We start from the raw sequence: 25,819 nt of genomic DNA on the forward strand, positions 1-25,819 counted from the left end.
GAGAGCATGCGGATCACCGACGAGGTCGCGGGCGCGCTGGCCGACCGGCTGCCGGTCGTCGCGCTGGAGAGCACGCTGCTCGCGCACGGCCTGCCGCCCGGCCGCAACCGCGAGGTGGCGACCGAGGTCGAGAACGCGGTGCGTGCCGCAGGCGCGGTCCCCGCCACGATCGCCGTCCTCGACGGACAGATCCGCGTCGGCCTCACCGGCACCGAGCTCGACCGCCTGTGCGCGGCGGGCTCCGGCCTCGCGAAGCTGTCCGCCCGCGACCTGGGCCCGGCCATCGCACTGCACCACGACGGCGCGACGACCATCGCGGGCACGTCGGTCATCGCACACGCGGCGGGCATCCCGGTGTTCGGCACCGGTGGCCTCGGCGGCGTGCACCTCCCGCCGCCCGGCGACGCGCTGTCGTGGGACGTGTCCGCGGACCTGGACGTCCTGTCGAGCACCCCGATCACGGTCGTGTGCTCCGGCGTGAAGTCGGTACTGGACATCAGCGCGACGATCGAGGTCCTCGAGACGCGGTCGGTGCCGGTGCTGGGTTATCGGACCGGCTTCTTCCCGGCCTTCTACCGCAGGGAGTCGAGGTTCGCGCTGTCCTGGCGGGTGGAGACCCCCGAGGAGGTGGCGGCGGTCGTCCGCGCGCACCGCGAGCACGGCCCCGGCTCCGGTGTCCTGCTCACCAACCCGATCCCGGCCGCCGACGAGATGTCCCAGGACCTCCACGACCGCCTCCTCGCCGAGGGCATGGCCCGGGTCGCAGAGGACGGCGTCCGGGGCGGGGACGTGACCCCCGTGCTCCTCGACCACTTCCACACCGCGAGCGCCGGGGTGTCCCTCGACGCGAACGTGGCGCTCGTCCTGTCGAACGTGACCCTGGCCGCCGAGGTGGCCGTCGCACTCCACACCAGCTGAAAGGCGAGCATGTACGCCGCGCAGTACGAGATCACCCTGCCCACCGACTACGACATGGGCATCATCCGCAGGCGGATCGAGGACAACGGCCACCTGCTCGACGACCGGAAAGGCCTGGCGCTCAAGGCCTACCTGGTCCGCGAGCAGGACCCGGTCAACCAGTACGCCCCGTTCTACCTGTGGCACGACACCGGTGCGATGGCCCACTTCCTGTTCGGCGGCGGCGGTTTCCAGAACATCATCCGCGACTTCGGCAGGCCCGCCGTCCGCCAGTGGACCGGCATCGCCACCGTGGCGGGCCCCGCTCGTGACACGGTGCCCGCCACCGCCTCCCGGCTGCTGACCCCGATCGACCTGATCAACGTCGACGACGCGGTCGAGTCGCTGAGCGACCTGCAGCACAACGAGAACGTCCACACCGCCGCCCTGGCCGTCGACCCGCACGGCTGGGAGCTGGTCCACTTCGTCCTGTGGCGCGGCGAGCCGGAGACCGAAGGCACGCGCTACGAGGTCCGCCACCTGTCCACACCGGAGCTGGACCAGCTGCCGCCGGGCCGCTGCTGGTGACTACGCGCGGCAGCTGACCTCCACGCCGTCGCCCACCGGGAAGTGGACGCTCACGTAGCCGTTGGCCGGGTCGCGGACGTAGTCGAGGTAGCCGGCGAGGTCGGGCAGGTTCGTGTCGTCGGCGAGCACCAGCGCGCCGGGCGCGAGCCTGGGTTCGAGCTGCCGCAGGACCGGTAGGCACAGCTGCTTCCACCCGTCCAGCAGCACCACGCCGACCGGGCCGGGCACGGAGGCCAGTGTCTCCAGCGCGTCCCCGGCCAGGATCGTCACGTGGTCGCCGAGCCCTGCCTCGTCCAGGTTGGACCGGGCGGCCGTGACCTTGACCGCGCTCAGCTCCGTCGTGAACACGTGCCCGGTGCCGTTGTCCGCGACCGCGGCCGCCAGGTGCAGCGTCGAGATGCCGTAGGAGGTCCCGAACTCCACGACGGTCTCCGGGCGGCTCGACCGCACCAGGGCGTACAGCAGCTCACCCGCCGACGCCGAGACCGGCATGTACACGTCGGCCAGCGCGTCGGCCGCCTCCTGAGACGTGGCGCCGTCGGGAAAGGCCAGTTCGAGGTCGTCGTCGCGGTCCGAGGCGGTGAACAGCCGGTCGAGGACGGTACGCACCGGATCACTCAGTAAGGTCGTCATGCCAGCTACGCTAGACGCAACGTTGCGTCTTGTCTAGACACCGCTAGGCTCCGTGGACATGCACCGCGGTAACCGGCACGGACGCAGCGAGGCGGCCAGGCAGGCCGTGCTCGATGCGGCTGACGACCTGCTGGCCGAGCGCGGCTTCGCGGCCGTCACGGTCGAGGGCATCGCCACGCGGGCCGGGGTCGCCAAGCAGACGATCTACCGCTGGTGGCCGTCCAAGGTGGACATCCTGCTCGAGGCGTTCACCCAGGACATGGCCGAGCACCTCTTCCCGCCGGACGAGGGCGACCTCGGCACCGACCTGCGTGCCCACCTGCACCGGCTCGCCCTGTTCCTCACCGAGTCCGACCCTGGCGCGGTCCTGCGCGCACTCACCGGCCAGGCACAGCACGACCCGGAGCTGGCGACCCGTCTGCGCACGGACTACCTGGGCCAGCAACGAGAACGCGACCGGCAACCGCTGCTACGGGCGATCGAGCGCGGCGAGCTGCCCGCCGACCTCGACGTCGACCTCGCGGTCGACGAGCTCGTCGGCCCGCTCTACTACCGGGTGCTCGTCACGGGCGAGCCCGTCCCCCGCGAGTTCACCGATCACCTGGTACAGCGGTTCCTACGGAACTAGCGCCCGCGTAGAGCCGCGCCACGACGTCCTCGATCTCCGGCTCCAGGACGGAAAGGTCCCGCAGCGGCACGGCCTGGGCGAGACGCGCGACCACCTCACCCGCGGTCGCGCCCTCGAGCGTCAGCGTGACCCGGTACCCGTCCGCCTCGACGCTCTCGACGGCGGCACCCGGCAGGTCGCGGCCGGGCCACGGCGCGTCGAGGTCCGCCACGATCCGCCGCTTGGACCGGTAGGTCGCGTGCAGTTCGTCCAGAGTCCCGTCGTGCACGACGTGGCCGTGGTCGATCACCACGAGGCGGCGGCACAGCTTCTCGATGTCGGCGAGGTCGTGCGTCGTCAGCACGACCGTCGTGTCACCGCGCTCGGCCACCTGTCCGAGGAACGCGCGGACCGCCTGCTTGCTCAGCACGTCCAGCCCGATCGTCGGCTCGTCGAGGAACAGCACCGACGGCCCGTGCAGCAGCGCGGCCGTCAGCTCGCCCCGCATCCGCTGTCCCAGCGAGAGCTGCCGCACCGGAGTGTCCACGAAGGAGTCGAGGTCGAGCAGCGACCGGCAGTACCGAAGCCGCGCCGCGTGGTCGGCGGCGGGCACCTGGTAGACGTGCCGCAGCAACGTGAACGACTCCGTCAACGGCAGGTCCCACCACAGCTGCGAACGCTGCCCGAACACCACCCCGATGCGCCGCGCGAGCCGCGCACGCTGAGGCACGGGCGTGAGCCCGCACACCGACACCGTCCCGCCGGACGGCGTGAGCACTCCGGTCAGCATCTTCAGCGTGGTCGACTTCCCCGCGCCGTTCGGTCCGATGTAGCCGAGCATCTCCCCCTCGGCGACCGACAGCGACACACCGTCCACAGCGGACACCGTGGTGGACGTGCGACGGAACCTACCCGCCTTCCTGCGTACGGTGAACTCCTTGCGCAGCAACGAAGTCTCGATGATGACGCTCACGCCGCAAGCTCCGTTCCGTCAGTCACGATCCTGTGCTCCGGTAGTGTCGGACGCCGGTGCGCCAGAACAACCCGGCGGCCACGGCGAAGACCAGCGAGGTCAGGGGCGAGCACCAGCGCAGCCAGTCGGGTGTCCCCAGCGGGTCCGACCTACCGAGCATGGCGAGCGCGGGCAGGTAGGAGACGAACGCGAACCCCAGCCCGTAGACGAAGACCCGCCGGAACAGACCGCCGAACACGGTCGCCGGGTAGGCGGACACGTCCTTGCCGCCGTAGGTGAAGGCGTTGGACATCTCCCCCGAGTCGATCCACCAGAACGCGACCGTCGCCCCCGCGACGAAGATCGCACCGAAGAACACCGCCCCGGCGAGCGGCGCGACCACCGCGAGCACCACGACCGGCGGGGACCACTGGACGGGCGAGATCACCAGTGCCGCCACGTAGACCGCCGTGCCCTGCAGGACCCGGCCGACCCGCCTCGGCGCGAAGTCCATCACCACGAGCTGCCCGAGCGCCGACAGCGGCCGCAGCAGCACCGCGTCGAACAGCCCGGACCTGACGTAGACACGCAGCTTCTCGGTGTTGCCGACGGCCAGGTCCGCGACCGGGAAGGCGCACGCGGCGATACCGGCCATCAGCAGCACGTCCTCGCCGCCGAACCCGCCGAGGTCGCCGTTGACCGTGAACAGCACCCACAGCGTGACGAGGTCCAGCGAGGTCAGCACCGTCGAGAAGGCGAGGTCGAGCGCGAAGGACAGGCGGTACTGCGTCTGGCTGCGCACCTGCGCGACGAGCAGCCGCACGTAAGGGTCAGCCACCCTGCACCACCAACCGCCGCAACGCCCGGCCCTGCACGAGCCGACAGAGCCCGACCATGATCGCCAGCCACGCGACCTGCCCGGCGACCAGCACCAGCCCGTGACCGGTGCCGCCCCGCTCGACGAACACGTCCAGCGGCGCCTGCAGGAGCGCGGGCAGCGGTGTGCCGACCCAGAGGAGGGTGACGAGCCAGTCCGGCAACACCGGCAACGGGAAGTACAGCCCGCTGCCCACACCGGACAGGAGCAGCCACACCCCCTGCATGCCCCGGATGTCCAGGAGCCAGAAGGACGTCAGCGCCACCAGGTACCGGCACGCCGAGCACACCAGCACCGCGAGCAGGACCGACACCGCGAACAGGGCGTAGGTCTGCGCGTGTCCGGGGAGGTAGAAGTCGAAGAAGACGATGCCCGCGACGACCGGCACGACGAACCTGGTCACCATGGCGTGCCCGGCCCTGCCCACGTCCGAGGCGAGGAAGGCGTTCATCAGGTCGACCGGGCGGAGCAGGTCGGACATCACCTGTCCGGAGCGCACGCGTTCCGGCAGCTCCTGCTGGCCCCAGTAGTTGACGACCGCGAGCAGCCCCTGCCCGATCCAGACGAACGCGACCAGCCTGCTGGCGTCGTAGCCCGCGACCTGGCCGGTCGCACTCGCCACCGAGAGCAGGACGTAGCAGCGCATGAAGCCGAAGATCGTGTTGGTGAACGCGCCCGCGAACGTGGCCTGCCGGTAGGTCACGTAGCGGCGGAACTCGGCGCCTGCCAGCGCGGCGAGTACCCGGGCCGAACCGCCCGCGATAACGCCCGTTAACCTGCGGTCCTCGTGAGCATCTTGGTCGTCGGCGACGTCGCGCTGGACGTGGTCGCCACTCATGCGGGTTCCGTGGTGCACGGCGGTGACGTGCGTGCGAGCGTGGCACTCACGACCGGCGGGGCAGGCGCGAACACGGCTGCGTGGCTCGCCCACTGCGGGGTCGAACCGGTTCTCGTGGCAAGGGTGGGCGACGACGTTGCGGGGCGTCGGGCATTCGAGGAGCTAACCACGGCCGGGGTCCGCTGCGCATTCGTAATAGACGCGACCGCCTCGACCTGTTGCGTCGTCGTCCTGGTCGACGGGGACGGGCAGCGGAGCATGCTCCCGGACCGTGGCGCGGGCAAGAACCTGGTGCCCGGCGACCTGGCCGCTACCGCGCTGGCCGACGCCACGCACCTGCACCTGTCCGGCTACGTCCTGCTCGACGAGTCGTCGAGGGACGCGGGCGTGGCGATGCTGGCCGCCGCCCGCGAGGCAGGACTGACCACCTCCGTCGACCCGCAGGCGGCGGCCCTGATCACCGACCCGGCGCTGTTCATGGACGAGGTGCGGGGTGTGGATGTCCTGCTGCCCAACCTCGACGAGCTGGCCGTGCTGACCGGCTCACGCGACCCCGCGAGCGCGTCCGCGCTGCTGGACGCGGTCGGCGCGGTGGCCGTCACCACCGGGGCGTCCGGCGCGAGCTGGGTCGACGGGAACGGCATCGTGTCGGTGCCGTCCGCGCCGGGGGACTGCGTCGACTCGACCGGCGCGGGGGACGCCTTCGACGCGGGCCTGCTGGCCGCGCTGCTGGCAGGCGAGTCACCGGAGGACTGCCTGCTCGCAGGCGTACGGCTCGGCGCGCTGGCGGTCGGCCAGGTGGGCGCGCAACCGTCGCGTTGACGGAGCGCTACGCCTCGGACTCGATGACGGGGTGGTTGCCGCCCTCGATGGCCGTCGGCGTCCGCTCGTAGCGGTTGACCTGCTCGGCCTTCCTCGGCGGCCGGTCGTTCGCGATGAGCACCGCGATCCAGGGCAGCGGGATGGAGATGACGATGAAGACGAGCGCCAGCACCCAGGTGTCGTGGAAGACACCGGCCAGCACCAGACACGGCAGCCGCATCGCCATCATGATCAGGTACTTGCGTTTGCGCGCGGCGAGGTCGTCGTCGTGCGACTGCGCGGCTTCGGTGATGAGAACCGGGGTGTCGTCCCGTTCGGACTTCACGGCACCACCTCCAGACCTACCCATAGTCCCACCCGCATGAGGGTGTTCCGCCATACGGGTAGAAGTAATGTGGCCGGGCAGGGTCGACCCGGTATGAAGGTTGTATGACGTCGAGCGGGTTCGACACCAACCTGTCCCTGCTCCAGTGGCGCCCGAGCCCCCTGGAAATGCTGCGCCACGTCCTCACCGAGGCCAACCTGGCCAGGCACTGGGGTGACGAGCCGTCCCGCGTGTTGGACGTGGCGGGCGGCAACGGTGTGACAGCCGTCCGGCTGGCCACCCAGGGGCACGAGGTCACGGTGCTCGACCCGGCAGGCGCCATGCTGAGCACCGCGATCCAGGCAGCCGAGGCACACGGTGTCGCCGACCGGCTCCACGTGGTCCAGGCCGCCGCCCAGGACGCCCCCGAGGTCTTCGACGGCCACGAGTTCGACCTGGTCCTGTGCCACAACCTGCTGCACTACACCGCCGAGGCCGCCGAACGCCAGGAGGTCCTGCGCGCGGTCATGGCGCCGCTGCGCCCCGGCGGCCTGCTGTCGGTCCTGGGGCCCAACGAGCACTTCGGCCCCGTCCAGGCGGTCGTGCGCGACCGCGCCCCCGACCTGGCACTTGCCGAGCTGCTCGCGGAGGCGGGCGAGTGGTCGGAGCCGCTGACCGTCGGCGAGCTGGTGGCGTCGCTGGCGACCCTCGGCGTGCAGGAGGTCGTCCGCTACGGCGTGCGCTGCGTGAGCGACCTGGTCTCGGAGGAGGACGCCGAGAACCCGGCGTTCATGGCCGACCTCGAGCTGCTGGAGATCGCGTTGTCCAGCCGCATGCCCTACCTGCTGACCGCCCGTTTCTACCACCTGATCGCGCGCCGCTGAGACCGCTTTGACACCATCGCCGTCGTGCGAGCGGTGGTGGCGAGGGTGTTGTCGGCGAGCGTGACCGTCGACGACGCGGTGGTGGGTCAGATCGACGTGCCCGGTCTCCTCGTGTTGCTCGGCATCGCGACCGACGACACCGCGGCCAAGGTCGACACCATGGCGCGCAAACTGCACGAACTACGCGTCCTGCGTGACGAGCAGTCCTGTGCGACGACCGGAGCACCCCTACTCGTAGTGAGCCAGTTCACCCTTTACGGGGACACTCGAAAGGGTCGCCGTCCATCTTGGACAGCCGCCGCCCGGCCCGAGGTGGCCGAGCCTCTCGTCGACGCGGTCGTCGCGAACCTCCGTACACGCGGCGCACAGGTCGACACAGGACGTTTCGGCGCCGCCATGGCGGTTACCTCTATCAACGACGGGCCGTTCACCGTCATCGTCGAGATCTGACGTCGTCAACTTCTCAGCAAAAGCTCAGGCATAGTCGAACAACCGCTGTGGCGAGGGCGACGTCTTCATGGTTGAGAACCCGGGAACGAATCGAGACCCAACGGCGTTTCCAGAGTGTCCAGCCAACGAGCACAGGTCACCAAACAGGCGGTCGATCGAAGGCTCACCGGACAGTGGCCGGTGTGTGACAACCAGCACACCAGCCCGCGAAAAGGGGGAGGGAGAGCATGACGGTCCCACAGCAACGCGAGCCCGAGCCGAGTGAGTACGACCTCGACGCCCAGGGCCCCGCGGCCGACCTGGTCCGCGTGTACCTGAACGGCATCGGCCGCACCGCACTGTTGACCGCGGCCCAGGAGGTCGAGCTCGCCAAGCGGATCGAAGCCGGCGTGTTCGCCCAGCACATGCTGGACACGGCCGCCGAACTCGATCGTACTCGCGGTGGAGAGCTGCGTCAGCTCGTCGCCGACGGCCACCTGGCGAAGAACCACCTGCTCGAGGCGAACCTCCGGCTCGTCGTGTCGCTCGCCAAGCGCTACACCGGCCGCGGCATGCCGCTACTGGACCTCATCCAGGAGGGCAACCTGGGTCTGATCCGTGCCGTCGAGAAGTTCGACTACACCAAGGGCTTCAAGTTCTCCACGTACGCGACGTGGTGGATCCGGCAGGCCATCACCAGGGGCATGGCCGACCAGGGCAGGACGATCCGCCTCCCGGTCCACCTGGTCGAACAGGTCAACAAGCTGGCGAGGATCAAGCGCGACCTGCACCAGCAGCTCGGGCGCGAGGCCACCCACGACGAGCTGGCCAAGGAGGTCGGACTGACCCCTGAGAAGGTCTCCGACCTGCTCGACCACGCACGCGACCCGGTGAGCCTCGACATGCCCGTCGGCTCGGAGGAGGACGCCCCGCTCGGCGACTTCATCGAGGACGGCGAGGCGACCGACGCGGAGAGCGCCGTCATCTCCGGCCTCCTGCACGACGACCTGCGCCGCGTGCTGGCGACCCTCGACGACCGCGAGCAGTCCGTGATCCGGCTCCGCTACGGCCTGGACGACGGTCAGCCGCACACCCTCGACCAGATCGGCAAGCGCTTCGGCCTCTCGCGCGAACGCGTCCGCCAGATCGAGCGCGAGGTCATGTCGAAGCTCCGTCAGGGCGAACGGGCCGAGAAGCTCCGCGCCTACGCGAGCTGAGTAACCGAACCCCTCTCCAACGGAAGGTCAGGCCGGCCGGGGGCCGCCCTGGCCTTCCGGTCGTTTTCGACGCGACCAACACCACACAGCGACCGTCAGCGGCCAGGCGGTAACGTCGGGGAATCCCACCACGCGACACAGGAGTCCCCAAGGTGACCGCGACCTTCACCTACACAGAAGCCCTGCCTCTCGCCCCCGACAACCACACCGAGTACCGGCTGGTCACCCCGGACGGCGTGCGGCTCGTGGAGGCGGCGGGCCGCCAGTTCCTCGAGGTCTCTCCCGAGGCTCTGACCGCCCTCGCCAAAGAGGCGATCCGCGACATCCAGCACCTCCTGCGCCCGTCGCACCTCGCGCAGCTGCGTGCCATCGTCGACGACCCCGAGGCCAGCGGCAACGACCGGTTCGTCGCCATGGACCTGCTGCGCAACGCCTGCATCTCGGCGGGCGGTGTGCTCCCCATGTGCCAGGACACGGGCACCGCGATCGTCATCGGCAAGCGGACCGAGAACGTCCTCACCGGCGGTCAGGACGAGGCAGCGCTGAGCAGGGGCATCTTCGAGGCCTACCAGGAGCTGAACCTCCGTTACTCCCAGCTCGCGCCCGTCAACTTCTGGGAGGAGCGCAACACCGGCACCAACCTCCCGGCGCAGCTGGAGCTGTACCACAAGGACGGCGACAAGCCCGAGTACGAGTTCCTGTTCATGGCCAAGGGCGGCGGCAGCGCCAACAAGACCTTCCTGTACCAGGAGACCAAGGCGCTGCTGAACCCCAAGCGCCTCGCCCGCTTCCTCGACGAGAAGCTGCGCAGCCTCGGCACCGCCGCGTGCCCGCCCTACCACCTCGCGGTCGTCGTGGGCGGTACCTCGGCCGAGTACAACCTCAAGGTCGCCAAGCTCGCCTCCACCCGCTACCTCGACGACCTGCCCCGGGAGGGCTCGCCCCTCGGCCACGCCTTCCGCGACGTCGACCTCGAGCAGCAGGTCCTGGAGATGACCCGCCAGTTCGGCATCGGCGCGCAGTTCGGGGGCAAGTACTTCTGCCACGACGTCCGGGTGATCCGCCTCCCGCGGCACGGCGCGTCCTGCCCCGTCGGCATCGCCGTGTCCTGCTCGGCCGACCGCCAGGCCAAGGCCAAGATCACCGCAGACGGCGTGTTCATCGAGCAGCTCGAGCGCGACCCTGCGCACTTCCTGCCGGACGTGACGGGCGAGGAGCTGACCGACGAGGTCGTCAGGATCGACCTCACCCGCCCGATGGCCGAGATCCGCGAGACGCTGTCGAAGCTGCCGGTCAAGACGCGCCTGTCCCTGAGCGGCCCGCTGGTCGTCGCACGCGACATCGCCCACGCCAAGATCAAGGAACGCCTCGACGCGGGCGAGCCCATGCCCGACTACCTGCGCGACCACCCCGTGTACTACGCGGGCCCCGCGAAGACCCCCGAGGGCTACGCCTCCGGCTCCTTCGGCCCCACGACCGCGGGCCGCATGGACTCCTACGTCGAGCAGTTCCAGGCGGCGGGCGGCTCACTGGTCATGCTGGCCAAGGGCAACCGCTCCGGGCAGGTCACCGAGGCGTGCCAGTCCCACGGCGGCTTCTACCTCGGCTCCATCGGCGGCCCTGCGGCACGCCTCGCGCAGGACTGCATCAAGAAGGTCGACGTCCTGGAGTACCCGGAGTTGGGCATGGAAGCCGTGTGGAAGATCGAGGTCGAGGACTTCCCGGCGTTCATCGTGGTCGACGACAAGGGCAACGACTTCTTCGCGGGTACCTCGCAGCCGACCCTGCAGATCTCGTTCCGCCGCTAGCGACCGCCGGACAGCAGGATCTTGCGGTCCTGCAACGGAGTGTCGAGCGTGACCGTCACCGGCATCGGCGTCATCACCATGGCGCACGCGCCGCCGTCGGGACGGCCGCCCTGTGGGCTGTCCATGGGCTGCACGAGGATCTTCACGCTGTCCGTGGACTGGTCGACGACCCTGGCCTCCACGCCGGTGCAGCTACTGCTGGCCGCCGCGAAGAACTGCAGCGAGAAACCGCCCTCGAAGCTCCACACCTTGTTGCCGTACTCGAAGTAGTTCGGCAGGGCCACCGCGTCCACCTGCTTGGCGGGCACCTCGGTCACCCCGGGCGGCACGACGGGCCCGTTCGGCCCGATGGTGACCGGCGCCTCGCCGCTGGTGGGGTCCCTGGGCTTCGCGCCGTTGCCCGGCGTCGGCTCGGCGACGTTCGACGGCGGCTCTGGCGACGACTTCGGCGTCGCCACCGACTGGCTCGTCGACGTCTGGTCCGAGGCGGCGGGCGTGGCCTGGGACCCGCACGCGGCGAGCACGCCGAGGCCCAGCACGGCGGTGGTGGCGATCAGGTAAGCCCTCATGGTGGGAGGACGTTAGCCGGACCGCCACCGGTTGCACGACCTACCGCGTGGCTTCGGAGGTGTCCGGCGTGAGCGCGTGGCCGTCCTGGTCGCGCGGCGACGCCACCGGCGTCACCTTCCGCTCACCGAACAACGCGACCGCGAGCCCCGAAAGCGCCCCGATCACCCCCATCAGCCACCCGGTCACCTCGGGCGTCAGCGGCACCCCCACCGTGGGGAGCCCGCCGAGGATCAGCGTGACCGCACTGGTGCCCGCGGCGATGATCCGCAGCGGCCGTGGCTGGTCGGCCGGATCCCGGTGGTTGGCGTTCGTCATGGTCATCGCCTCCTGTCGTGAGACTCGCGACGACACCTGGTGCTCGCCCGGTCGAGTGGCACGGTTAGGGCGAAGGTCCAACCGATATCTCCCGTTCACCGAGCTGTGTCTGATCCTTTCGACAGGAAGGTGGGCCGCCCCCCGACGAGCGGCCCACCCGAGTCCTGTCGTGTCAGCGCTTGCGCTGTTCGGCCCTGAGCACCACCTTGCGGTCGTCGAGCGGCGCCTGCAGCTCGGTGGTGATCTTCGGGTAGCGCAGGTCCATCGTGCAGTTCTGCGGCGTGGCGGGCACCGTCTCGATCATGGTGACCACGACCTGCGCGTCGGTCTGCTCCGGCACCTCGACGCTCGCCTTGCCGCAGCCGCCCTCCTGGGCGACGACGCCGACGGTGGCACCGCCGTCCTCGGTCCAGACCAGCACCGGGTAGTTCTGGGGCAGGGCGGTCGTGTCGAGCTGCTGCGACGTGACCGGCTGACCACCGGCGGGCGGCGTCCTGGCCGGCTGCCTGTCGGGTTCGGCCGACGACGTCGGCGCCGAGGCCGACGTGGACCGGTCGGTACCCGCTTCCTGGTTCTCCTGCGGGCCGGCGCACGCACTCGCGAGCAGGAGCAGTGCGCCGGCGACCACGGTTCCTAGGCGTTTCATGTCCGGGGGACGTGACAGGCCGCGCACCGGGTTGCACGGGGGTGGTCAAACCCTACTTTCGTAGGAACTCGGGCGACCGCAGCCGCCGGGGCCCGCTGTCCTGCTGCGAAGGCGGCGCACCGACCTTCACCCTGGCGCCGACGGCCTGCGCACCTCCAGGTCCGGCCAGGATCGGTTCGAGCACGAGCCACCGCACCGACGGCACGTCCTCCGCGAGCGCCGCGACACGCAGGACGAGGTCGGCGAGGGCGTCGAGGTCGGCGGGTTCGCTGCCCCGGTAGCCGGTGAGCAGCGGCGCGGCCTTGGGTGCGCGCACGAGGGTGGCGGCGTCGGTGTCGGTCACGGGCAGCGCGCGGTAGGCACGGTCCCCGAGCAGGTCGCTCACGACGCCGGACAGTCCGAACGAGACGATGGTGCCGAACGACGGGTCGTCCTGCAGCCCGATGGAGCAGCCGATTCCCTTGCGTGCCATGCGTTGCACGTACACGTCGGCGACGTCGGCCAGCGCGACGAGGTCCGCGTGGGCGGACCGGACGGCCTCGGGCGTCGCGAGGTCGAGCCGCACGCCTTCCAGGTCGGGCCGCCGCCACCACCGCTCACCCGTCGCCTTGACCGCCACCGGATATCCCAGCTCGTCGGCCGCGGCCACGGCGTCGTCGGCGGAGCCGACCACCCGGTGCGGCACTATCTCGATGCCATAGCAGGAAAGCAGGCGCACCGCGACCGCGTCCGACAGCTCGACCAGCTCCCCGGTCACCTCGGACAACACGTCGTCGAGGACCGCCTGCGCGGCCTCCGAGTCGATCCCGTGCGGCCGCGTGAGGTGCCCTTGCGGCGCGGACCGCCAGGTCGCGTACCGCGTGGCCCTGGCCAGCGCCAGCACCGCCCGCTCGGGACTGGGGTAGGAGGGGATCGACCCACGCGCGGGCGACCCGTCGGGCCCCGGCACGGCCAGTTCGGCCGGAATCCCTTCGGTGGCGAGGAAGGTGGAGACAATGGGCTTGTCCCCGGCGGCGTCCCGCAACGCGCGAGCGTAGGCGGTGCCGGGGATGGACAGCGGCGGCACGAAGACCACGACGAGCGCGTCGACGTCGTCGCGCCGCAGCTCGGCACGAACGGCGTCGGCGAACACGTCCGGTCCCGCGGCGGCCCCGACGTCCACGGGACCGCCCGCCAGTTCGAGACCCTGCCCGAGCGCGGCGTCCGCGGCGAGAACCCCGATGGCGGACGAGTTGCCCACGACAGCGACCCGCCCACCCCGGGGCAGCGGCTGGTGGGCGAGGAGGAGTGCCGTGTCGAAGAGCTGCGCGATCGACTCGACCCGGATGATTCCGGCCTGCTCGAACAATGCCTGCACGCTGGCGTCGTCCACCTCGACCGAGGTGGCGGCGAGCGCGGGCAGCACCGCGTTGCGGCCGGACTTGACCGCGACGATCGGCTTGGCCCGTCCGAGCCGCCGAGCCACCCGCGCGAACTTCCTCGGGTTGCCGAACGACTCCAGGTAGAGCAGCACGACGTCGGTGGCGGGATCGGTCGCCCAGTACTGGAGGAGGTCGTTGCCGGACACGTCGGCCCGGTTGCCCGCGGACACGAACGTCGAGAGCCCGAGCCCCCGCGCCTCGGCGTCGGCGAGGATCGCCGTCCCGAGTGCCCCGGACTGGCTGAAGAACCCCGCGCGTCCACGACCGGGCAGAACGGGTGCGAGCGTGGCGTTGAGCCGTACCGCGGGGTCGGTGTTGACGACGCCGAGCGCGTTGGGCCCGACAACCCGCATCCCGTGTGCCCGCGCCTCGGTGACGAGGCGGCGCTCCGCCCCCTCGCCCGCGGGCCCGCTCTCCCCGAACCCGGAGGAGATGACGACGAGCGCCTTGACCCCCTTGGCGAGGCAGGCGTCCATGACCTCGTCCATGTGCGCGGCGGGCACCGCGACCACGGCGAGGTCGACGGGGTCGGGGATGTCGAGCACGCTGGCGTAGGCGCGGACGCCACGCACGGCCCGGTGCTCGGCGTTGACGGGGAAGACGGGCCCGGCGAAGTCGGCGCGCAGGAGGTTGCCGAGCACGGCGTAGCCGACCTTGTCGGGGTCGGTGGAGGCCCCGATCAGGGCGACGGAGCGGGGGTGCAGGAGGTTGTGGACGCTCCTGGCGTCGGCGGCCTGCTCCCGGGACCGGGCGACGGCGACGGACTCGTCGGTGGGGTCGATGGCGAACGTGAGGTGGAAGACGCCTTCCTCGATCTCCCTGGCGACGTGGTAGCCGGCGGCCCGGAAGACCCCGAGCATGGCCGCGTTCTCGGCGAGCACCTCGGCGACGAACCGCTGGATCCCCCGCTCCCGGGCAGCGGCGGCGAGATGCTCGAGGAAGATCGGCCCGAGCCCTCGACTCTGGTGCCGGTCCTCGACGACGAAGGCGACCTCGGCCGTGGGCCCGTGATCGATCCGCTCGTAGCGGGCCACGGCGACGATGTCGTCCCCGAGCAGGGCCACGAACGCCACCCGGTCCCGGTGGTCGACGGTGGTGAACCGCTCGAGGTCGCGCGGGGGGATCTGGGGGTAGGCGCCGAAGTACCGGAGGTAGCGGGTGCGCGCGGACATCCGCGAGTGAAAGGCGAGAAGGGCGTCGGCGTCGCTGGGCACGATCGGGCGGAGGTGGACGGTCCCGCCGTCGGACAGGACCACGTCCGCTTCCCAGTCGCCGGGGTAGTCAAACGGATCCGGATGCATGGGTGTTCAGTCTCTCGGGTCGTCCGGATCGAGACCGTGCAGGGGGAAGACGGCCCGCCGGGTCTCCTTGATGACGCTGTCGACCCGGTCCCCGTCCTCCCCGTCCCAAGGCTCGAAGTCGACACTCTTGTTGTCGGTCATGGTCGCGGGCAGCTCGGCGGTGGGCGCGATGCGATCCACGAACCGGGTCCACTCGTTGGGCAGCGTGGAGTCGGGAGCGACGTCCCGGTCGAGGACGGTGGCGATGAGATGGGTCCAGGACCGTGGCACGACCCGCAGGAGCGCGTACCCACCACCCCCGGCAGCAAGCCAGTTCCCCCCGGCATACCGCTCGGCAAGCTCCCGCACGGTCCGGTAGATGGCGCGATGCCCGTCCACGGAGAGGGAAAGCGAGGCGAGCGGATCCTCCTCATGGGTGTCGACCCCACACTGACTGACCAGGAGCTGCGGCTGAAAAGCCTCGAGGAGCGAAGGAACGACCGCATTGAAGGCCCGCAACCAGGCACGGTCCCCGGTAAGCGGCGGCAGCGCGACGTTGACGGCACTGCCAAGTGCCTGGGGTCCACCGGTCTCGTCGGCGAACCCGGTCCCGGGAAAGAGCGTCAGAGGGTTCTGGTGAAGGGAGATGGTGAGCACGCGGGGGTCGTCGTAGAAGGCCGCCTGCACCCCGTCGCCGTGGTGGACATCGGTGTCCACATAGGCGATCCGCTCGAACCCGTTGTCCAACAACCAGGAGATGGCCACGGCGAGGTCGTTGTAGACACAGAACCCGTGGGCGTGGTCCCGCATGGCGTGATGCAGCCCACCCGCGATGCTGACCGCCCGCTTGGTGGTCCCCGAGGCGATCTGCCGAGCGGCCAGGAGCGAGGACCCCACCACCCGAGCCGAGGCCGAGTGCATGTTGTCGAAGACGGGGTTGTCGGAAGTCCCCAACCCGTGGCCGACGTCCCATCCGACCGTAGGCGCCTCCCGCACGGCGGCGAGGTAGCCGGCGTCGTGGATCCGTTCGATCTCCTCGTCGGTGGCTTCTTCGGGAACCAGAAGCTCGACCCCGTCGAGCACCCCGAGCGCCGAAGCCAACCGAACGGTCAGTTCCAACCGGATCGGATGCAGCGGATGCTCCCCGCCCAGGTCGTACCCGAGCAGAGCGGAGTCCCAGACAACCGAACCAGGCAAACCCATGCCACAACCCTATCCACCCAGACCGACCACAGCCCGCCGATCAACGTCTCTGCATTCTGTATACAGCCTACGTGCAGTATCGGATTACCAGCGGGGCTGGTCGCCGAGGCGGGCAGGGATCGCGACGAGCCGAGCCAGGCGAGAACCGCCGTGAGCCGAGGCGGGCAAGAGCCGCGGTGCGCCGACACGCCGCCTTCCTGTAGCGCTTGCCACAGTCCGTCACCGCCTGCCGCAGCCCGCCGCCGGTGGTCGTCGTCTGCCGTCGCTCGTGGCCGCCTGCCGCAGCCTGCGGACGCTGGTCGTCGCCCGCCGCAGCCCACCGCAGTCCGCCGCAGCCCGCCACCGCTGGTCGCAGCCCACCGCAGTCCGCCGCCGCCCACCGTCGCCTGCCGCAGCCGGTCGCAGCCGGTCGCAGCCGGTCGCAGCCGGTCGCAGCCTGGTGCCGCTGGTCGTCGCCTGTCGCCACCTGCGGTCGCCTGTCGGTCTCGTTCGGTCTCCTCGGCCTCTCCCCACCGGTCCTCGAACCTCCCGCGCCTGCTCCTACCTGCCCCCGGCGCTTCTCGCCTCTTCGCGCCCGCCGGCTCCTCCGGCTTCCCTCGTCTTAACTTCTCCCGGCGCTCCCCGGCCCTTCCGCCTTGCCTTTCCCCGCCCTCGTCTCGCCTCTCCACAACGGCCTGTGCGAAACGCGGTCAGGCAGGCGCTTCTCCGGTGGCCACCGGGCGCTCGGGGTCCGCGCTCCAGTTGGACCACGAACCCGCGTAGAGCACGGCCGGAGCGTCCGCGCTGGTGAGCCCCGCGACCTCCAACGCCAACACCACGGACGTGGCGGTGACCCCGGAGCCGCAGTAGGCCCCGACGCCGCCTGGCGCCTCTCCGGAGTCGGGTGCCTTCTCGTCAGGCACTCCCAGACCTGCGAAGTGCTCGGCCAGCTCCGAGGGCGCGCGCCAGCGGCCGTCCTCGCCCGTGTGGGCGGCGAACGGCGCGTTTCTGGCGCCTGGCACGTGACCGGCCCTCGGGTCGATCGGTTCCACGTCGCCGCGGTAACGCTCCGGTGCCCGTGCGTCCAGCAGCACGCCGGCGCGGGCCAGCTCGGCCGCTTCCTCCGCGTCCGCCACCGGCATGTGGCCCGGCCGGACGGTCACGTCGCCCGCTGCGGGTACCGGCACCTCGGTGGTCACCGGCCGTCCCTCGGCGACCCAGGCGGCGTAGCCACCGTCGAGGACCCGCACCCGGTCGTGGCCTGCCCATCGCAACAACCACCACGCGCGGGCGGCGATCGACCCGTTGTCCGCGTCGTACGCCACCACCGGTGCGCCGTCACGTATGCCTGCCGCCCGGAGCACGCGTTGCAGGTCCTCGGCCGGGGGCAGGGGGTGGCGGCCACCCGGACCGGGTGGCGCGGCGAGGTCGGCGTCCAGGTCGAGGAACACCGCGCCCGGCAGGTGTCCGCGCACATAGTCGTCGCGCCCGGGCGGGCCGCCCAGTCGCCACCGCACGTCCAGCAGGACGGGCGGCTCGGCTTCGGACAGCGACGCGGCGAGGTCGGTGGTCGACACCAGTGGAGAGGTCACCCCGCTATTCTTCACTCACCCGATCTGCCGTGCCGTGATCCCGCAGCGGGTGTCTGCTCACAGCCCGTGACCGCCACGCTGCTCCACCCGGGCGAGCGACTAGCATGGTTGACGACGAAGGGGAAGCGGCGTGAACGAGCTCATCGACACCACCGAGATGTACCTCAAGACGATCTACGAACTTGAGGAGGAGGGCGTCGTCCCACTGCGTGCCCGGCTCGCCGAGCGCCTCGGCCAGAGCGGTCCGACCGTGAGTCAGACCGTCGGCCGCATGGAGCGGGACGGCCTGGTCATCGTCGCGGGCGACCGCCACCTGGAGCTCACCGAGCACGGGCGTGCGCTCGCCATCACCGTCATGCGCAAGCACCGGCTCGCCGAGCGCCTCCTCGTCGACGTCATCGGTCTGGAGTGGGAGCACGTCCACAGCGAGGCGTGCCGCTGGGAGCACGTGATGAGCGAGGCCGTCGAGCGCAAGCTGGTCAAGCTGCTCGGCAACCCCACCACGTCCCCGTACGGCAACCCCATCCCCGGTCTCGACAAGCTGGGCGAGGGCGAGCCCGCCCCACCGGTGGAGGCCGACCTCGTCCGCATGGACGACGTCGCCCGCCGCGGCGGCGGCAAGGTCGAGGTGCGCCGCATCGCCGAGCACGTGCAACTCGACCCCGACCTCATGGCCGAGCTCAGGAGCGTCGGCGTCATCCCGGGCCAGACCGTCCACGTCGGTCCGTCCAAGGGCGACGGCAACACGATCGAGGTCAGCGGCGAGCACAGTTCGACGCAGGTCCCCCCGACCGTGCTGCACGCCGTCCTCGCCCGCGCGAAGTGACAGCCACCGCCACGTGACCACCACCAACGAGCGTGACGGCGCCGAAGCACGCCGAGGCGCCACCCCAACCACTCCGCCGACCGCGAACAACCCGCAGACCACGAACAACCCGTCAGCCTCGGACACGTCGCCGTCCTCGACCCCCTCCCCGACTCCGACACAGCCGCGGAGCACGCGGGCACCGTCGACCGACGCGTCACGGGTGGCCGATCACGCCGCCGCCGAGTTCCGCACGCTCCACGGCCGCCCGCCTGCCGGCGTGTGGTTGGCACCCGGGCGGGTCAACCTCATCGGCGAGCACACCGACTACAACGACGGCTTCGTGCTCCCGTTCGCGTTGCCCTACCGGATCGCCGTCGCCGCGGCCGCACGTACCGACGGCATGCTCGCGGTCACCACCGTCGGCGATGACGGCCGTCCCCAGCAGGCCGCGCCCGTCCGGATCGCCGACCTCGCACCGGGATCGGTCAGCGGCTGGGCCGCGTACCCGTCCGGAGTGGCCTGGGTACTGAATGCCGAAGGCTTCGGCGGTGGCGCCGACCTCGTCGTCGCAGGCGACGTCCCCGCGGGTGCCGGACTGTCCTCCTCTCATGCGTTGCAGTGCGCCACGGCGCTCGCGCTCCTCGGGTTGGGTGGGGTTGAGCTGGACGATCCGGACGCGCCGAGCCGCGCCACAGTCGCCAGGTGGGTGCAGCGCTCCGAGAACGACTTCGTCGGCGTCCCGACCGGTCTGCTCGACCAGACCGCATCCCTTTCGTGCGTGCGCGACCGCGTGTTGTTCCTCGACGTGCGCTCCGGTGAGATGGAGCAGGTTCCCTTCGACACCTCCTCTGCTGGTCTGGCTGTTCTGGTCATCGACACCAAGGCCAAGCACTCGCACAGCGACTCCGGCTATCGCGAGCGCCGCGCAGGCTGCGAGCGCGCAGCGTCACTGCTCGGGCTGGCCGCACTGCGTGACATCACCGACGCCGGCCTCGACGACGCTCTCTCGGCCCTGCCGGACGAGCTCCGTCCCCTCGTGCGTCACGTGGTCACCGAGAACGCACGTGTCGTGCGCACGGTCGAGCACCTGCGTGCTGGCCGCATCGCCGACATAGGCGACCTGTTGACCGCGTCCCACACGAGCATGCGCGACGACTACCGCATCTCCTGTCTCGAGCTGGACCTCGCCGTGGACACCGCCCTCGACGCGGGCGCACTGGGCGCCAGGATGACGGGCGGCGGCTTCGGCGGTTCGGCGATCGCACTCGTTCCGGCCGACGCCGTGGCCTCCACCGGCCAACGCGTGCAGGCGGCCTTCTCCGCACGCGGACTGACCGCACCCGGCCTGTTCACGGCGGTGCCCTCCCCCGGCGCTGGCCGGGACACCTGAGTTTGCCTCTCAACGAAACGGAGAATGTGGTGAAGCTGCTCGTCACGGGCGGTGCCGGGTACGTCGGAAGCGTGTGTGCCGCGCGACTGGTGAAGGCCGGCCACGAGGTCGTGGTACTCGATGACCTGTCGACCGGCCACGCCGACGCCGTGCCCGAGGGCTGCCGGTTCGTCCAGGCCGAACTGGCCGACGCCGCAGGCGACCTACTCGCCGACGGCTTCGACGGCGTGCTCCACTTCGCCGCGAAGTCACTCGTCGCCGAGTCGATGAGTGACCCCAAGAAGTACTGGGACGGCAACGTTCTCACCTCTCTTCGTCTGCTCGAAGCCGTGCGGGCCAACGGAGTCCCCCGGCTGGTGTTCTCCTCGACGGCCGCCGTGTACGGGGAGGCCGAGGTCATCCCCATCCAGGAGACCGCCCCGACACGGCCCACCAACACCTACGGCGCGACCAAGCTCGCCATCGACCACGCCATCACCTCGTACGCGCAGGCGCACGGGCTCGGCGCTGTCAGCCTGCGGTACTTCAACGTCGCGGGCGCGTGGGGCGGCTACGGCGAGCGCCACACCACCGAGACCCACCTCATCCCGCTGGTCCTGCAGGTCGCCCTCGGCCAGCGCGAGTCGATCCACGTGTACGGCGAGGACTACCCGACGACGGACGGCACCTGCATCCGCGACTACATCCACGTCGCCGACCTCGCCGAGGCGCACCTGCTCGCGCTCGAGTTCGCCAAGCCGGGCAGCCACCACATCTACAACCTCGGCAGCGGCAGCGGTTTCTCGGTGCGTGAGGTCATCGAGACCTGCAGGCAGGTCACCGGTCACCCCATCCCGGCCGAGATCAAGGACCGTCGCCCGGGCGACCCGCCCGCGCTGGTTGCCGCGAGCGACCGTGCACGCGACGAGCTCGGCTGGAAGCCCGAGCACGTGGACCTCGAGGTCATCGTCCGCGACGCCTGGGAGTTCACCCGGGCTCGCGCCGCTCGATAGGCGGCGGCAGGTACCCGGCGAGGGCGTCCATGGTGGTGCGCTGGACCGGCGCACCACCGGAGATGCCCAAAGCCGCGGCATCCCGCCTGCCCAGCGGCCCCGGTGCGATCCGGGGTGGTTCCGTGACCGGAACTCGCCCCGGGTCGGCCATCGCCACCAGGCCTGGGTACCAGGGCCCGAAACCCAGACCGTCGTCGACTGCCACCACGCCTGGACCGGACGATCCGACCAACGCGAGCGCGCTGAACACCGGGACTTCCGACCGCGCTGTCGGTTCGGGTGGCATGAGGAACATGAGCGTCGCGTCGCAGGAACCGGCATCGTCGCACCCTGACTCGGGGCAACAGTCCACTGGTTCGTCCTGTGGCGCCTCCTGAGCGGGTGCGGTGGTGGGGTCTGGCTCGGGTGTCGTGTCCCATGGTGGGTCGTCGTCCTCCTCCTCGGCCGAGTCGGTCTGTGCCTCGTCGTTCCTGAGGATGCTCATCACGAGCAGGCTTCTCACCTCGTCCGGGGAGATGCCCATCTGGAGCGCGCGGTCGAGGAGCACCGCCAGGTCGTGCAGGGGATTCGCCTCCATGACGATCTTCAGCGCCAGACCGGCCACCACGCCCTCGCCGCGGAGATAGGCGGACATCGCCAGGAGGAACGCCGGTTCCGCTCGTTCCGGCGCGGGTAGGCCCCGCACCAGTACCGTCCAGAGGCGCTCCGCTGCCTCGGATTCGTCGGACACGACCACGGCCAGACACTCGTCCCTGACCGGTGTCCGTGACAACGCCCGCGCCAGCCGGACCAGCTGGAGGTCGGTCAGGATCGGTGGATCGTAGGAGCTTCTCGCCCTTTCCAGGGTGTGCCCGACCAGTGCGAGATCCGCGCGCAGATCCGTGTCGATGTCACCGTCCGGCCAGGCGATCCGGTAGGCGCTCAGCAGTTTCCTCCTACGCTCCAGCACTTCTTTCGAGTCGGCGGCCAGGTTCGCCGCCATGGCCTCCCGGCTTGTATAAGTAGTGTCGCCCGCGACAGCTCTGGCCGCGGCCAACGCGGAGCTCTGCGGGTCCGGCACCGTGCCGGTACACAGTGGATCGTCGTAGCACCACCACACCTCACCATGGGCGATCTTCGAGACCCAGGACGAGTGCGACAGCAGGATGTCCTTGTCCGCCAACATCTTTCGGAGCACGTCGACGAGCAGCCCGTGCTCCGGCCCGTCGTCGCCGACGACGACGGCGACAACCGCCACGGCGTCGTTCCTCACCACCGCCGCCGTGAGTTCGGTGACGACGAGCGGTATGTGCTCCGGTCTGGGCAGGTCCACACGGATCGTCGTGGACAGCCGAAGCTCTGGACATCGACGAAAGGTGAACAGCACCAACGAGTTCGTGGGCGGGAAGCCGATGACGTAAGGGATGCCTGCGACCAGTTCGGACAGATCACGTAGCCGGATGTGCGTGTGCGAGGACGAAGTTGTCATGCGTCCACGATGCGCGCTCCGGCGGTCCCGTGGGGGACGTCGAGGTCGATCTGTGGACAACTGGGTGGGCTGTGGACAACTCGCCGACGAACCAGCGGAACTGTCGGTGGCGCGGAGTAAGGTGCGCGCCCCTCGGATCCGGTGTGAATGGAGCCTTTGTCGAAATCGCACCGAGAGTGAGAAGAAATTGTCGGCACCGTCGTGCACCATGGCCTTGTGCGTGACTTCATCGAACAACTCCCGAAGCCCGAACTCCATGTACACCTGGTCGGTTCGGCCTCCCTCGACACCGTCCTGGAGCTGGCGCGCCGCCACCCCGACCAGGACGTCCCGACGGAGCGTGAGCGGTTACGCGCCTTCTACGAGTTCACCGACTTCGCACACTTCATCGACGTGTACGTCAAGGTCACCAGTCTCGTGGTCACGGGCGCGGACATCACCGCGCTCGCCGTCGGGCTCGCGCGTGACCTCGCCGCCAACCGCGTGCGCTACGCGGAGGTGACCGTCACGCCGGTGCCGCACGTCATGCTCGGCATCGAGCCGGACGAGTTGGCGGAGGCGCTCACCACCGGCCGCCGGCTGGGATGGGAGCAACACCGCGTCGAGCTGGCCTGGGTGTTCGACATCGCCGGCTCGCTCGGTTACGCGGCAGGTGTCCAGACCGCGGAGTGGGTGCTGCGGTACCGGCCGGAGGGCACGGTCGGCTTCGGCCTGGGTGGGAACGAGGTCGGCGTGCCACGCGAGCGCTACCAGGTCCCGTTCGACATGGCCCGCGACGGTGGCCTGCACCTGGTGCCGCACGCGGGTGAGACCACCGGACCGAAGACCATCTGGTCGGCGCTCCTCAACCTGCACGCCGAGCGCATCGGTCACGGCACCAGTGCCGTGCGCGACCCGAACCTGCTCGCACATCTCGCGGGCGAGGGCATCCCCCTGGAGGTGTGCCCGAGCTCCAACATCCGCACGAGGGCGGTGGCCACGCTCGCCGAGCACCCGCTGCCCCGGTTGTTGGACGCGGGAGTGCCGGTCACGCTGGCCACCGACGACCCCGGCATGTTCCACACCGATCTCAACCGTGAGTACCTGCTCGTGCACGAGCAGTTCGGGTTGAGCCGGGGTGAGCTCGCGGACCTGGCCAGGACGGGGGTGCGTGCCTCGTTCCGCGAGCCGGACCGCACGACGGCTCTCCTGGCCGAGATCGATGCCGTCGAGCGCCAGTACGACACCGAAGGGAGGCGCACACACGATGGCTGAGGGGCAGACTCGTGTCATGACAGACGACCCGTACCTCTGGCTCGAAGAGGTCACCGGCGAAACCGCCCTGGACTGGGTGAGGGAACGCAACGCCACCGCCGTCGCCGAGCTGACCGGCGAACGGTTCACCGGCCTGCGCGACGAGCTCCGCGAGGTCCTCGACGCAGACGACCGGATCCCGTACCCGCGCAGGCGGGGCCGGTACCTGTACAACTTCTGGCAGGACGCCACCAACCCGCGCGGCCTGTGGCGGCGCACGACGCTCGACTCGTACCGCACGGACGACCCCGAGTGGGAGCTGGTGGTGGATGTCGACGCGCTCGCCAGGGCCGAGGACGAGAGCTGGGTCTGGCAGGGCGCGACGGTGCTCCGGCCGGGCTACCGCCTGGCACTGGTCGAGCTGTCACGTGGTGGTGCGGACGCGAGCGTGGTACGCGAGTTCGACCTCGAGACGAAGACGTTCGTCGAGGGCGGCTTCACGTTGCCGGAGGCGAAGAGCCGGGTCGGCTGGATCGACGAGGACAGGCTCTTCGTCGGGACGGACTTCGGTGAGGGCTCGCTCACCGCGTCCGGCTACCCGAGGATCGCCAAGGAGTGGCGGCGCGGCACCCCACTGTCCGAGGCGGTCACCGTGTTCGAGGGCAAGCCGGACGACGTGTCGGCCGGCGCGTACCACGACCCGACCGAGGGCTTCGAGCGCGACTTCGTGTACCGGAACGTCGACTTCTACCGCACGGAGAAGTTCCTGCGCCGCCCGGGCGGGGAGCTGGTCAAGGTGGACGTGCCGGACGACGCGGAGACGTCGGTGCACCGCGAGTGGCTGCTGATCAGTACCAGGACACCGTGGACGGTGGGAGACACGACCTATCCGGCCGGTGCGCTGCTCGCGGCTCGGTTCGACGACTACCTCGCAGGCGCGCGGGACCTGACCGTCCTGTTCGAGCCGGACGAGCACACGTCGCTGTCCTACCAGGTGTGGACCCGCAACCATCTCGTCATCGCGTCACTGCAGGACGTGAAGAGCCGGTTCGAGGTGCTCACGCCCGTACAGGACTGGGCGCGGACGCCACTCACCGGCGTGCCCGAAGTCGGCTCGGCGGACATCCTCGACACGAACCCGGACGTCGACGACGAGTACTTCCTCAACGCGAGCGGCTACACCCAGCCCGCGACGCTCTACTACGGCGAGATCGGCGGCCACGTAGCGGCGGTGAAGCGTGCGCCGACGTTCTTCGACGCGGAAGGGCTCTCGACCCACCAGTACTTCGCGACGTCCGACGACGGCACGCAGATCCCGTACTTCGTGGTCGGTCAGGAGAACGACGGTCCGACACTGATGACCGGCTACGGCGGCTTCGAGGTGTCGCTCACCCCCGGCTACAGCGGCACGACCGGACGCGGCTGGCTCGCCCGCGGTGGCCAGTACGTGGTGGCGAACATCCGCGGTGGCGGCGAGTACGGGCCGGAGTGGCACCAGTCGGTGCAGAAGGAGCACCGACTGCGCGTGTACGAGGACTTCGCGGCGGTGGCCCGCGACCTCGTGACACGGGGCATCACGACACCGGAACGCCTCGGCATCCAGGGCGGCTCCAACGGCGGACTGCTGATGGGCGTGATGCTGACGCGGTACCCGGAGCTGTTCGGCGCGATCGTGTGCCAGGTGCCGCTGCTGGACATGCGGCGCTACCACACTCTGCTGGCGGGTGCGTCGTGGATGGCCGAGTACGGCGACCCGGACGAGCCGGAGGAGTGGGCGTACCTCAAGGAGTACTCGCCGTACCAGAACGTTGCGGCGGACCGCCCGTACCCACCGACCTTCATCCTGACGTCCACACGGGACGACCGGGTACACCCCGGCCACGCCCGCAAGATGATGGCGCGCCTGACCGAACTGGGTTACGACGTGCGCTACTACGAGAACATCGAAGGCGGCCACGGCGCGGCGGCGGACAACGAGCAACTGGCGTTCAAGTGGGCCCTGGTGTTCGAGTTCCTGTGGCAGCAGTTGGCCGGCAACCCGACCGCCTGACACGGCGTCGTCGCCG

Annotated in this window: 26 protein-coding genes; 13 read left to right on the forward strand and 13 right to left on the reverse strand. The window is 70.4% G+C overall.

The genetic code is table 11. The features are described from left to right. Positions 1–6: 6 nt before the first annotated feature. Both CLV71_RS40575 and CLV71_RS40580 read left to right on the forward strand, forming a co-directional pair. A complete protein-coding gene (locus CLV71_RS40575; protein WP_133908419.1) occupies positions 7–918 on the forward strand; it encodes a pseudouridine-5'-phosphate glycosidase in 912 nt (303 codons plus the stop codon). 9 nt (positions 919–927) lie between these two features. After that, positions 928–1,485: a DUF4865 family protein gene (locus CLV71_RS40580; RefSeq protein WP_133908268.1), complete on the forward strand. Its 558-nt coding sequence runs from the start codon at positions 928–930 to the stop codon at positions 1,483–1,485. Here the strand turns inward: CLV71_RS40580 and CLV71_RS40585 are convergent, their stop codons facing one another. Further along, positions 1,486–2,118, reverse strand: coding sequence for an O-methyltransferase (locus CLV71_RS40585; protein WP_133908269.1), 633 nt, complete (start codon positions 2,116–2,118; stop codon positions 1,486–1,488). A gap of 58 nt (positions 2,119–2,176) precedes the next feature. Here CLV71_RS40585 and CLV71_RS40590 point away from each other — a divergent pair, with 58 nt between their 5' ends. Continuing rightward, entirely contained in the window at positions 2,177–2,746 is a 570-nt protein-coding gene (locus tag CLV71_RS40590) for a TetR/AcrR family transcriptional regulator (RefSeq protein WP_133908270.1), read from the forward strand. On the opposite strand, the gene CLV71_RS40595 is transcribed toward CLV71_RS40590, so the two are convergent. The 3 genes from CLV71_RS40595 to CLV71_RS40605 are packed head-to-tail and all read right to left on the reverse strand — an operon-like array spanning position 2,709 to position 5,392. Next, the gene (locus CLV71_RS40595) at positions 2,709–3,698 is read right to left on the reverse strand and encodes an ABC transporter ATP-binding protein (protein WP_243867264.1); all 990 of its coding nucleotides are present in this window, start codon (positions 3,696–3,698) and stop codon (positions 2,709–2,711) included. The two genes, CLV71_RS40590 and CLV71_RS40595, sit on opposite strands and share 38 nt — an antisense overlap. Before the next feature lie 22 nt (positions 3,699–3,720). After that, positions 3,721–4,515: an ABC transporter permease gene (locus CLV71_RS40600; protein WP_133908271.1), complete on the reverse strand. Its 795-nt coding sequence runs from the start codon at positions 4,513–4,515 to the stop codon at positions 3,721–3,723. Further along, positions 4,508–5,392, reverse strand: a complete 885-nt coding sequence (locus CLV71_RS40605) for an ABC transporter permease (protein ID WP_133908272.1) — start codon at positions 5,390–5,392, stop codon at positions 4,508–4,510. The genes CLV71_RS40600 and CLV71_RS40605 overlap by 8 nt, the downstream gene beginning before the upstream one ends. On the opposite strand from CLV71_RS40605, the gene CLV71_RS40610 reads away from it, so the two are divergent. After that, positions 5,342–6,214, forward strand: a complete 873-nt coding sequence (locus CLV71_RS40610) for a carbohydrate kinase family protein (RefSeq protein ID WP_133908273.1) — start codon at positions 5,342–5,344, stop codon at positions 6,212–6,214. The two genes, CLV71_RS40605 and CLV71_RS40610, sit on opposite strands and share 51 nt — an antisense overlap. Positions 6,215–6,221: 7 nt before the next feature. Here CLV71_RS40610 and CLV71_RS40615 read toward each other — a convergent pair whose 3' ends face one another. After that, positions 6,222–6,563 (reverse strand): DUF3099 domain-containing protein, encoded by a 342-nt coding sequence (locus CLV71_RS40615; RefSeq protein WP_133908274.1) that lies wholly within the window; start codon positions 6,561–6,563, stop codon positions 6,222–6,224. 80 nt (positions 6,564–6,643) lie between these two features. On the opposite strand from CLV71_RS40615, the gene CLV71_RS40620 reads away from it, so the two are divergent. The 4 genes from CLV71_RS40620 (at position 6,644) to CLV71_RS40635 (ending at position 10,856) form a co-directional block, all read left to right on the forward strand. Then, entirely contained in the window at positions 6,644–7,402 is a 759-nt protein-coding gene (locus CLV71_RS40620) for a methyltransferase domain-containing protein (RefSeq protein WP_133908275.1), read from the forward strand. Positions 7,403–7,426: 24 nt separating this feature from the next. Further along, the gene (gene dtd, locus CLV71_RS40625; RefSeq protein WP_133908276.1) at positions 7,427–7,852 is read left to right on the forward strand and encodes a D-aminoacyl-tRNA deacylase; all 426 of its coding nucleotides are present in this window, start codon (positions 7,427–7,429) and stop codon (positions 7,850–7,852) included. Between the two features lie 227 nt (positions 7,853–8,079). Continuing rightward, positions 8,080–9,048, forward strand: coding sequence for a sigma-70 family RNA polymerase sigma factor (locus CLV71_RS40630; RefSeq protein WP_133908277.1), 969 nt, complete (start codon positions 8,080–8,082; stop codon positions 9,046–9,048). 152 nt (positions 9,049–9,200) lie between these two features. After that, complete coding sequence (locus CLV71_RS40635) at positions 9,201–10,856, forward strand: fumarate hydratase (RefSeq protein WP_208297985.1); 1,656 nt, start codon at positions 9,201–9,203, stop codon at positions 10,854–10,856. On the opposite strand, the gene CLV71_RS40640 is transcribed toward CLV71_RS40635, so the two are convergent. From CLV71_RS40640 to CLV71_RS40665, 7 genes are all read right to left on the reverse strand, one after another. Beyond that, positions 10,853–11,425 carry a hypothetical protein gene (locus tag CLV71_RS40640; RefSeq protein ID WP_133908279.1) on the reverse strand — a complete coding sequence of 191 codons (573 nt, stop codon included), beginning with the start codon at positions 11,423–11,425 and terminating at the stop codon, positions 10,853–10,855. The two genes, CLV71_RS40635 and CLV71_RS40640, sit on opposite strands and share 4 nt — an antisense overlap. Before the next feature lie 40 nt (positions 11,426–11,465). Then, positions 11,466–11,747, reverse strand: a complete 282-nt coding sequence (locus CLV71_RS40645; RefSeq protein WP_133908280.1) for a hypothetical protein — start codon at positions 11,745–11,747, stop codon at positions 11,466–11,468. 166 nt (positions 11,748–11,913) lie between these two features. Beyond that, positions 11,914–12,387 (reverse strand): hypothetical protein, encoded by a 474-nt coding sequence (locus tag CLV71_RS40650; RefSeq protein WP_133908281.1) that lies wholly within the window; start codon positions 12,385–12,387, stop codon positions 11,914–11,916. 52 nt (positions 12,388–12,439) lie between these two features. Beyond that, on the reverse strand, positions 12,440–15,109 hold the full coding sequence (locus CLV71_RS40655; protein ID WP_133908282.1) for a bifunctional acetate--CoA ligase family protein/GNAT family N-acetyltransferase: 2,670 nt from the start codon (positions 15,107–15,109) through the stop codon (positions 12,440–12,442). A 6-nt stretch (positions 15,110–15,115) separates the two neighbouring features. After that, entirely contained in the window at positions 15,116–16,291 is a 1,176-nt protein-coding gene (locus CLV71_RS40660; protein WP_133908283.1) for an acetoin utilization protein AcuC, read from the reverse strand. A 219-nt stretch (positions 16,292–16,510) separates the two neighbouring features. Then, a complete protein-coding gene (locus tag CLV71_RS48170; RefSeq protein WP_166664461.1) occupies positions 16,511–16,651 on the reverse strand; it encodes a hypothetical protein in 141 nt (46 codons plus the stop codon). Between the two features lie 329 nt (positions 16,652–16,980). Next, positions 16,981–17,862, reverse strand: coding sequence for a sulfurtransferase (locus tag CLV71_RS40665; RefSeq protein ID WP_133908284.1), 882 nt, complete (start codon positions 17,860–17,862; stop codon positions 16,981–16,983). Positions 17,863–17,992: 130 nt separating this feature from the next. Here CLV71_RS40665 and CLV71_RS40670 point away from each other — a divergent pair, with 130 nt between their 5' ends. The 3 genes from CLV71_RS40670 (at position 17,993) to galE (ending at position 21,052) form a co-directional block, all read left to right on the forward strand. After that, positions 17,993–18,688 carry an iron-dependent transcriptional repressor DtxR gene (locus CLV71_RS40670; RefSeq protein WP_133908285.1) on the forward strand — a complete coding sequence of 232 codons (696 nt, stop codon included), beginning with the start codon at positions 17,993–17,995 and terminating at the stop codon, positions 18,686–18,688. A 202-nt stretch (positions 18,689–18,890) separates the two neighbouring features. Next, positions 18,891–20,060 (forward strand): galactokinase, encoded by a 1,170-nt coding sequence (gene galK, locus CLV71_RS40675; protein WP_133908421.1) that lies wholly within the window; start codon positions 18,891–18,893, stop codon positions 20,058–20,060. A gap of 29 nt (positions 20,061–20,089) precedes the next feature. Then, positions 20,090–21,052 carry a UDP-glucose 4-epimerase GalE gene (gene galE, locus CLV71_RS40680; protein ID WP_133908286.1) on the forward strand — a complete coding sequence of 321 codons (963 nt, stop codon included), beginning with the start codon at positions 20,090–20,092 and terminating at the stop codon, positions 21,050–21,052. Here the strand turns inward: galE and CLV71_RS40685 are convergent. Further along, entirely contained in the window at positions 21,027–22,520 is a 1,494-nt protein-coding gene (locus CLV71_RS40685; protein WP_166664463.1) for a DUF4192 domain-containing protein, read from the reverse strand. The two genes, galE and CLV71_RS40685, sit on opposite strands and share 26 nt — an antisense overlap. Before the next feature lie 216 nt (positions 22,521–22,736). On the opposite strand from CLV71_RS40685, the gene add reads away from it, so the two are divergent. Then, positions 22,737–23,774: an adenosine deaminase gene (gene add, locus CLV71_RS40690; protein WP_133908288.1), complete on the forward strand. Its 1,038-nt coding sequence runs from the start codon at positions 22,737–22,739 to the stop codon at positions 23,772–23,774. A gap of 16 nt (positions 23,775–23,790) precedes the next feature. Then, the gene (locus CLV71_RS40695; RefSeq protein ID WP_243867266.1) at positions 23,791–25,803 is read left to right on the forward strand and encodes a prolyl oligopeptidase family serine peptidase; all 2,013 of its coding nucleotides are present in this window, start codon (positions 23,791–23,793) and stop codon (positions 25,801–25,803) included. Positions 25,804–25,819 lie beyond the last annotated feature (16 nt).

Origin of the sequence: Actinophytocola oryzae (genome assembly GCF_004364325.1) — a bacterium.
In the GTDB taxonomy this organism is placed as follows: Bacteria; Actinomycetota; Actinomycetes; order Mycobacteriales; family Pseudonocardiaceae; genus Actinophytocola; species Actinophytocola oryzae.

Excerpts from the sequence above, each read along its gene's own strand:
- CLV71_RS40590 (WP_133908270.1), top strand. The coding sequence starts at position 2,177 with ATGCACCGCGGTAACCGGCACGGACGCAGCGAGGCGGCCAGGCAGGCC.
- CLV71_RS40685 (WP_166664463.1), bottom strand. The coding sequence starts at position 22,520 with ATGACAACTTCGTCCTCGCACACGCACATCCGGCTACGTGATCTGTCC.
- CLV71_RS40615 (WP_133908274.1), bottom strand. The coding sequence starts at position 6,563 with ATGGGTAGGTCTGGAGGTGGTGCCGTGAAGTCCGAACGGGACGACACC.
- CLV71_RS40640 (WP_133908279.1), bottom strand. The coding sequence starts at position 11,425 with ATGAGGGCTTACCTGATCGCCACCACCGCCGTGCTGGGCCTCGGCGTG.
- CLV71_RS40575 (WP_133908419.1), top strand. The coding sequence starts at position 7 with ATGCGGATCACCGACGAGGTCGCGGGCGCGCTGGCCGACCGGCTGCCG.
- CLV71_RS40655 (WP_133908282.1), bottom strand. The coding sequence starts at position 15,109 with ATGCATCCGGATCCGTTTGACTACCCCGGCGACTGGGAAGCGGACGTG.
- CLV71_RS40620 (WP_133908275.1), top strand. The coding sequence starts at position 6,644 with ATGACGTCGAGCGGGTTCGACACCAACCTGTCCCTGCTCCAGTGGCGC.
- CLV71_RS40660 (WP_133908283.1), bottom strand. The coding sequence starts at position 16,291 with ATGGGTTTGCCTGGTTCGGTTGTCTGGGACTCCGCTCTGCTCGGGTAC.
- CLV71_RS40695 (WP_243867266.1), top strand. The coding sequence starts at position 23,791 with ATGACAGACGACCCGTACCTCTGGCTCGAAGAGGTCACCGGCGAAACC.
- CLV71_RS40580 (WP_133908268.1), top strand. The coding sequence starts at position 928 with ATGTACGCCGCGCAGTACGAGATCACCCTGCCCACCGACTACGACATG.
- CLV71_RS40650 (WP_133908281.1), bottom strand. The coding sequence starts at position 12,387 with ATGAAACGCCTAGGAACCGTGGTCGCCGGCGCACTGCTCCTGCTCGCG.
- CLV71_RS40630 (WP_133908277.1), top strand. The coding sequence starts at position 8,080 with ATGACGGTCCCACAGCAACGCGAGCCCGAGCCGAGTGAGTACGACCTC.
- CLV71_RS40645 (WP_133908280.1), bottom strand. The coding sequence starts at position 11,747 with ATGACCATGACGAACGCCAACCACCGGGATCCGGCCGACCAGCCACGG.
- CLV71_RS40605 (WP_133908272.1), bottom strand. The coding sequence starts at position 5,392 with ATGAGTGGCGACCACGTCCAGCGCGACGTCGCCGACGACCAAGATGCT.
- CLV71_RS40585 (WP_133908269.1), bottom strand. The coding sequence starts at position 2,118 with ATGACGACCTTACTGAGTGATCCGGTGCGTACCGTCCTCGACCGGCTG.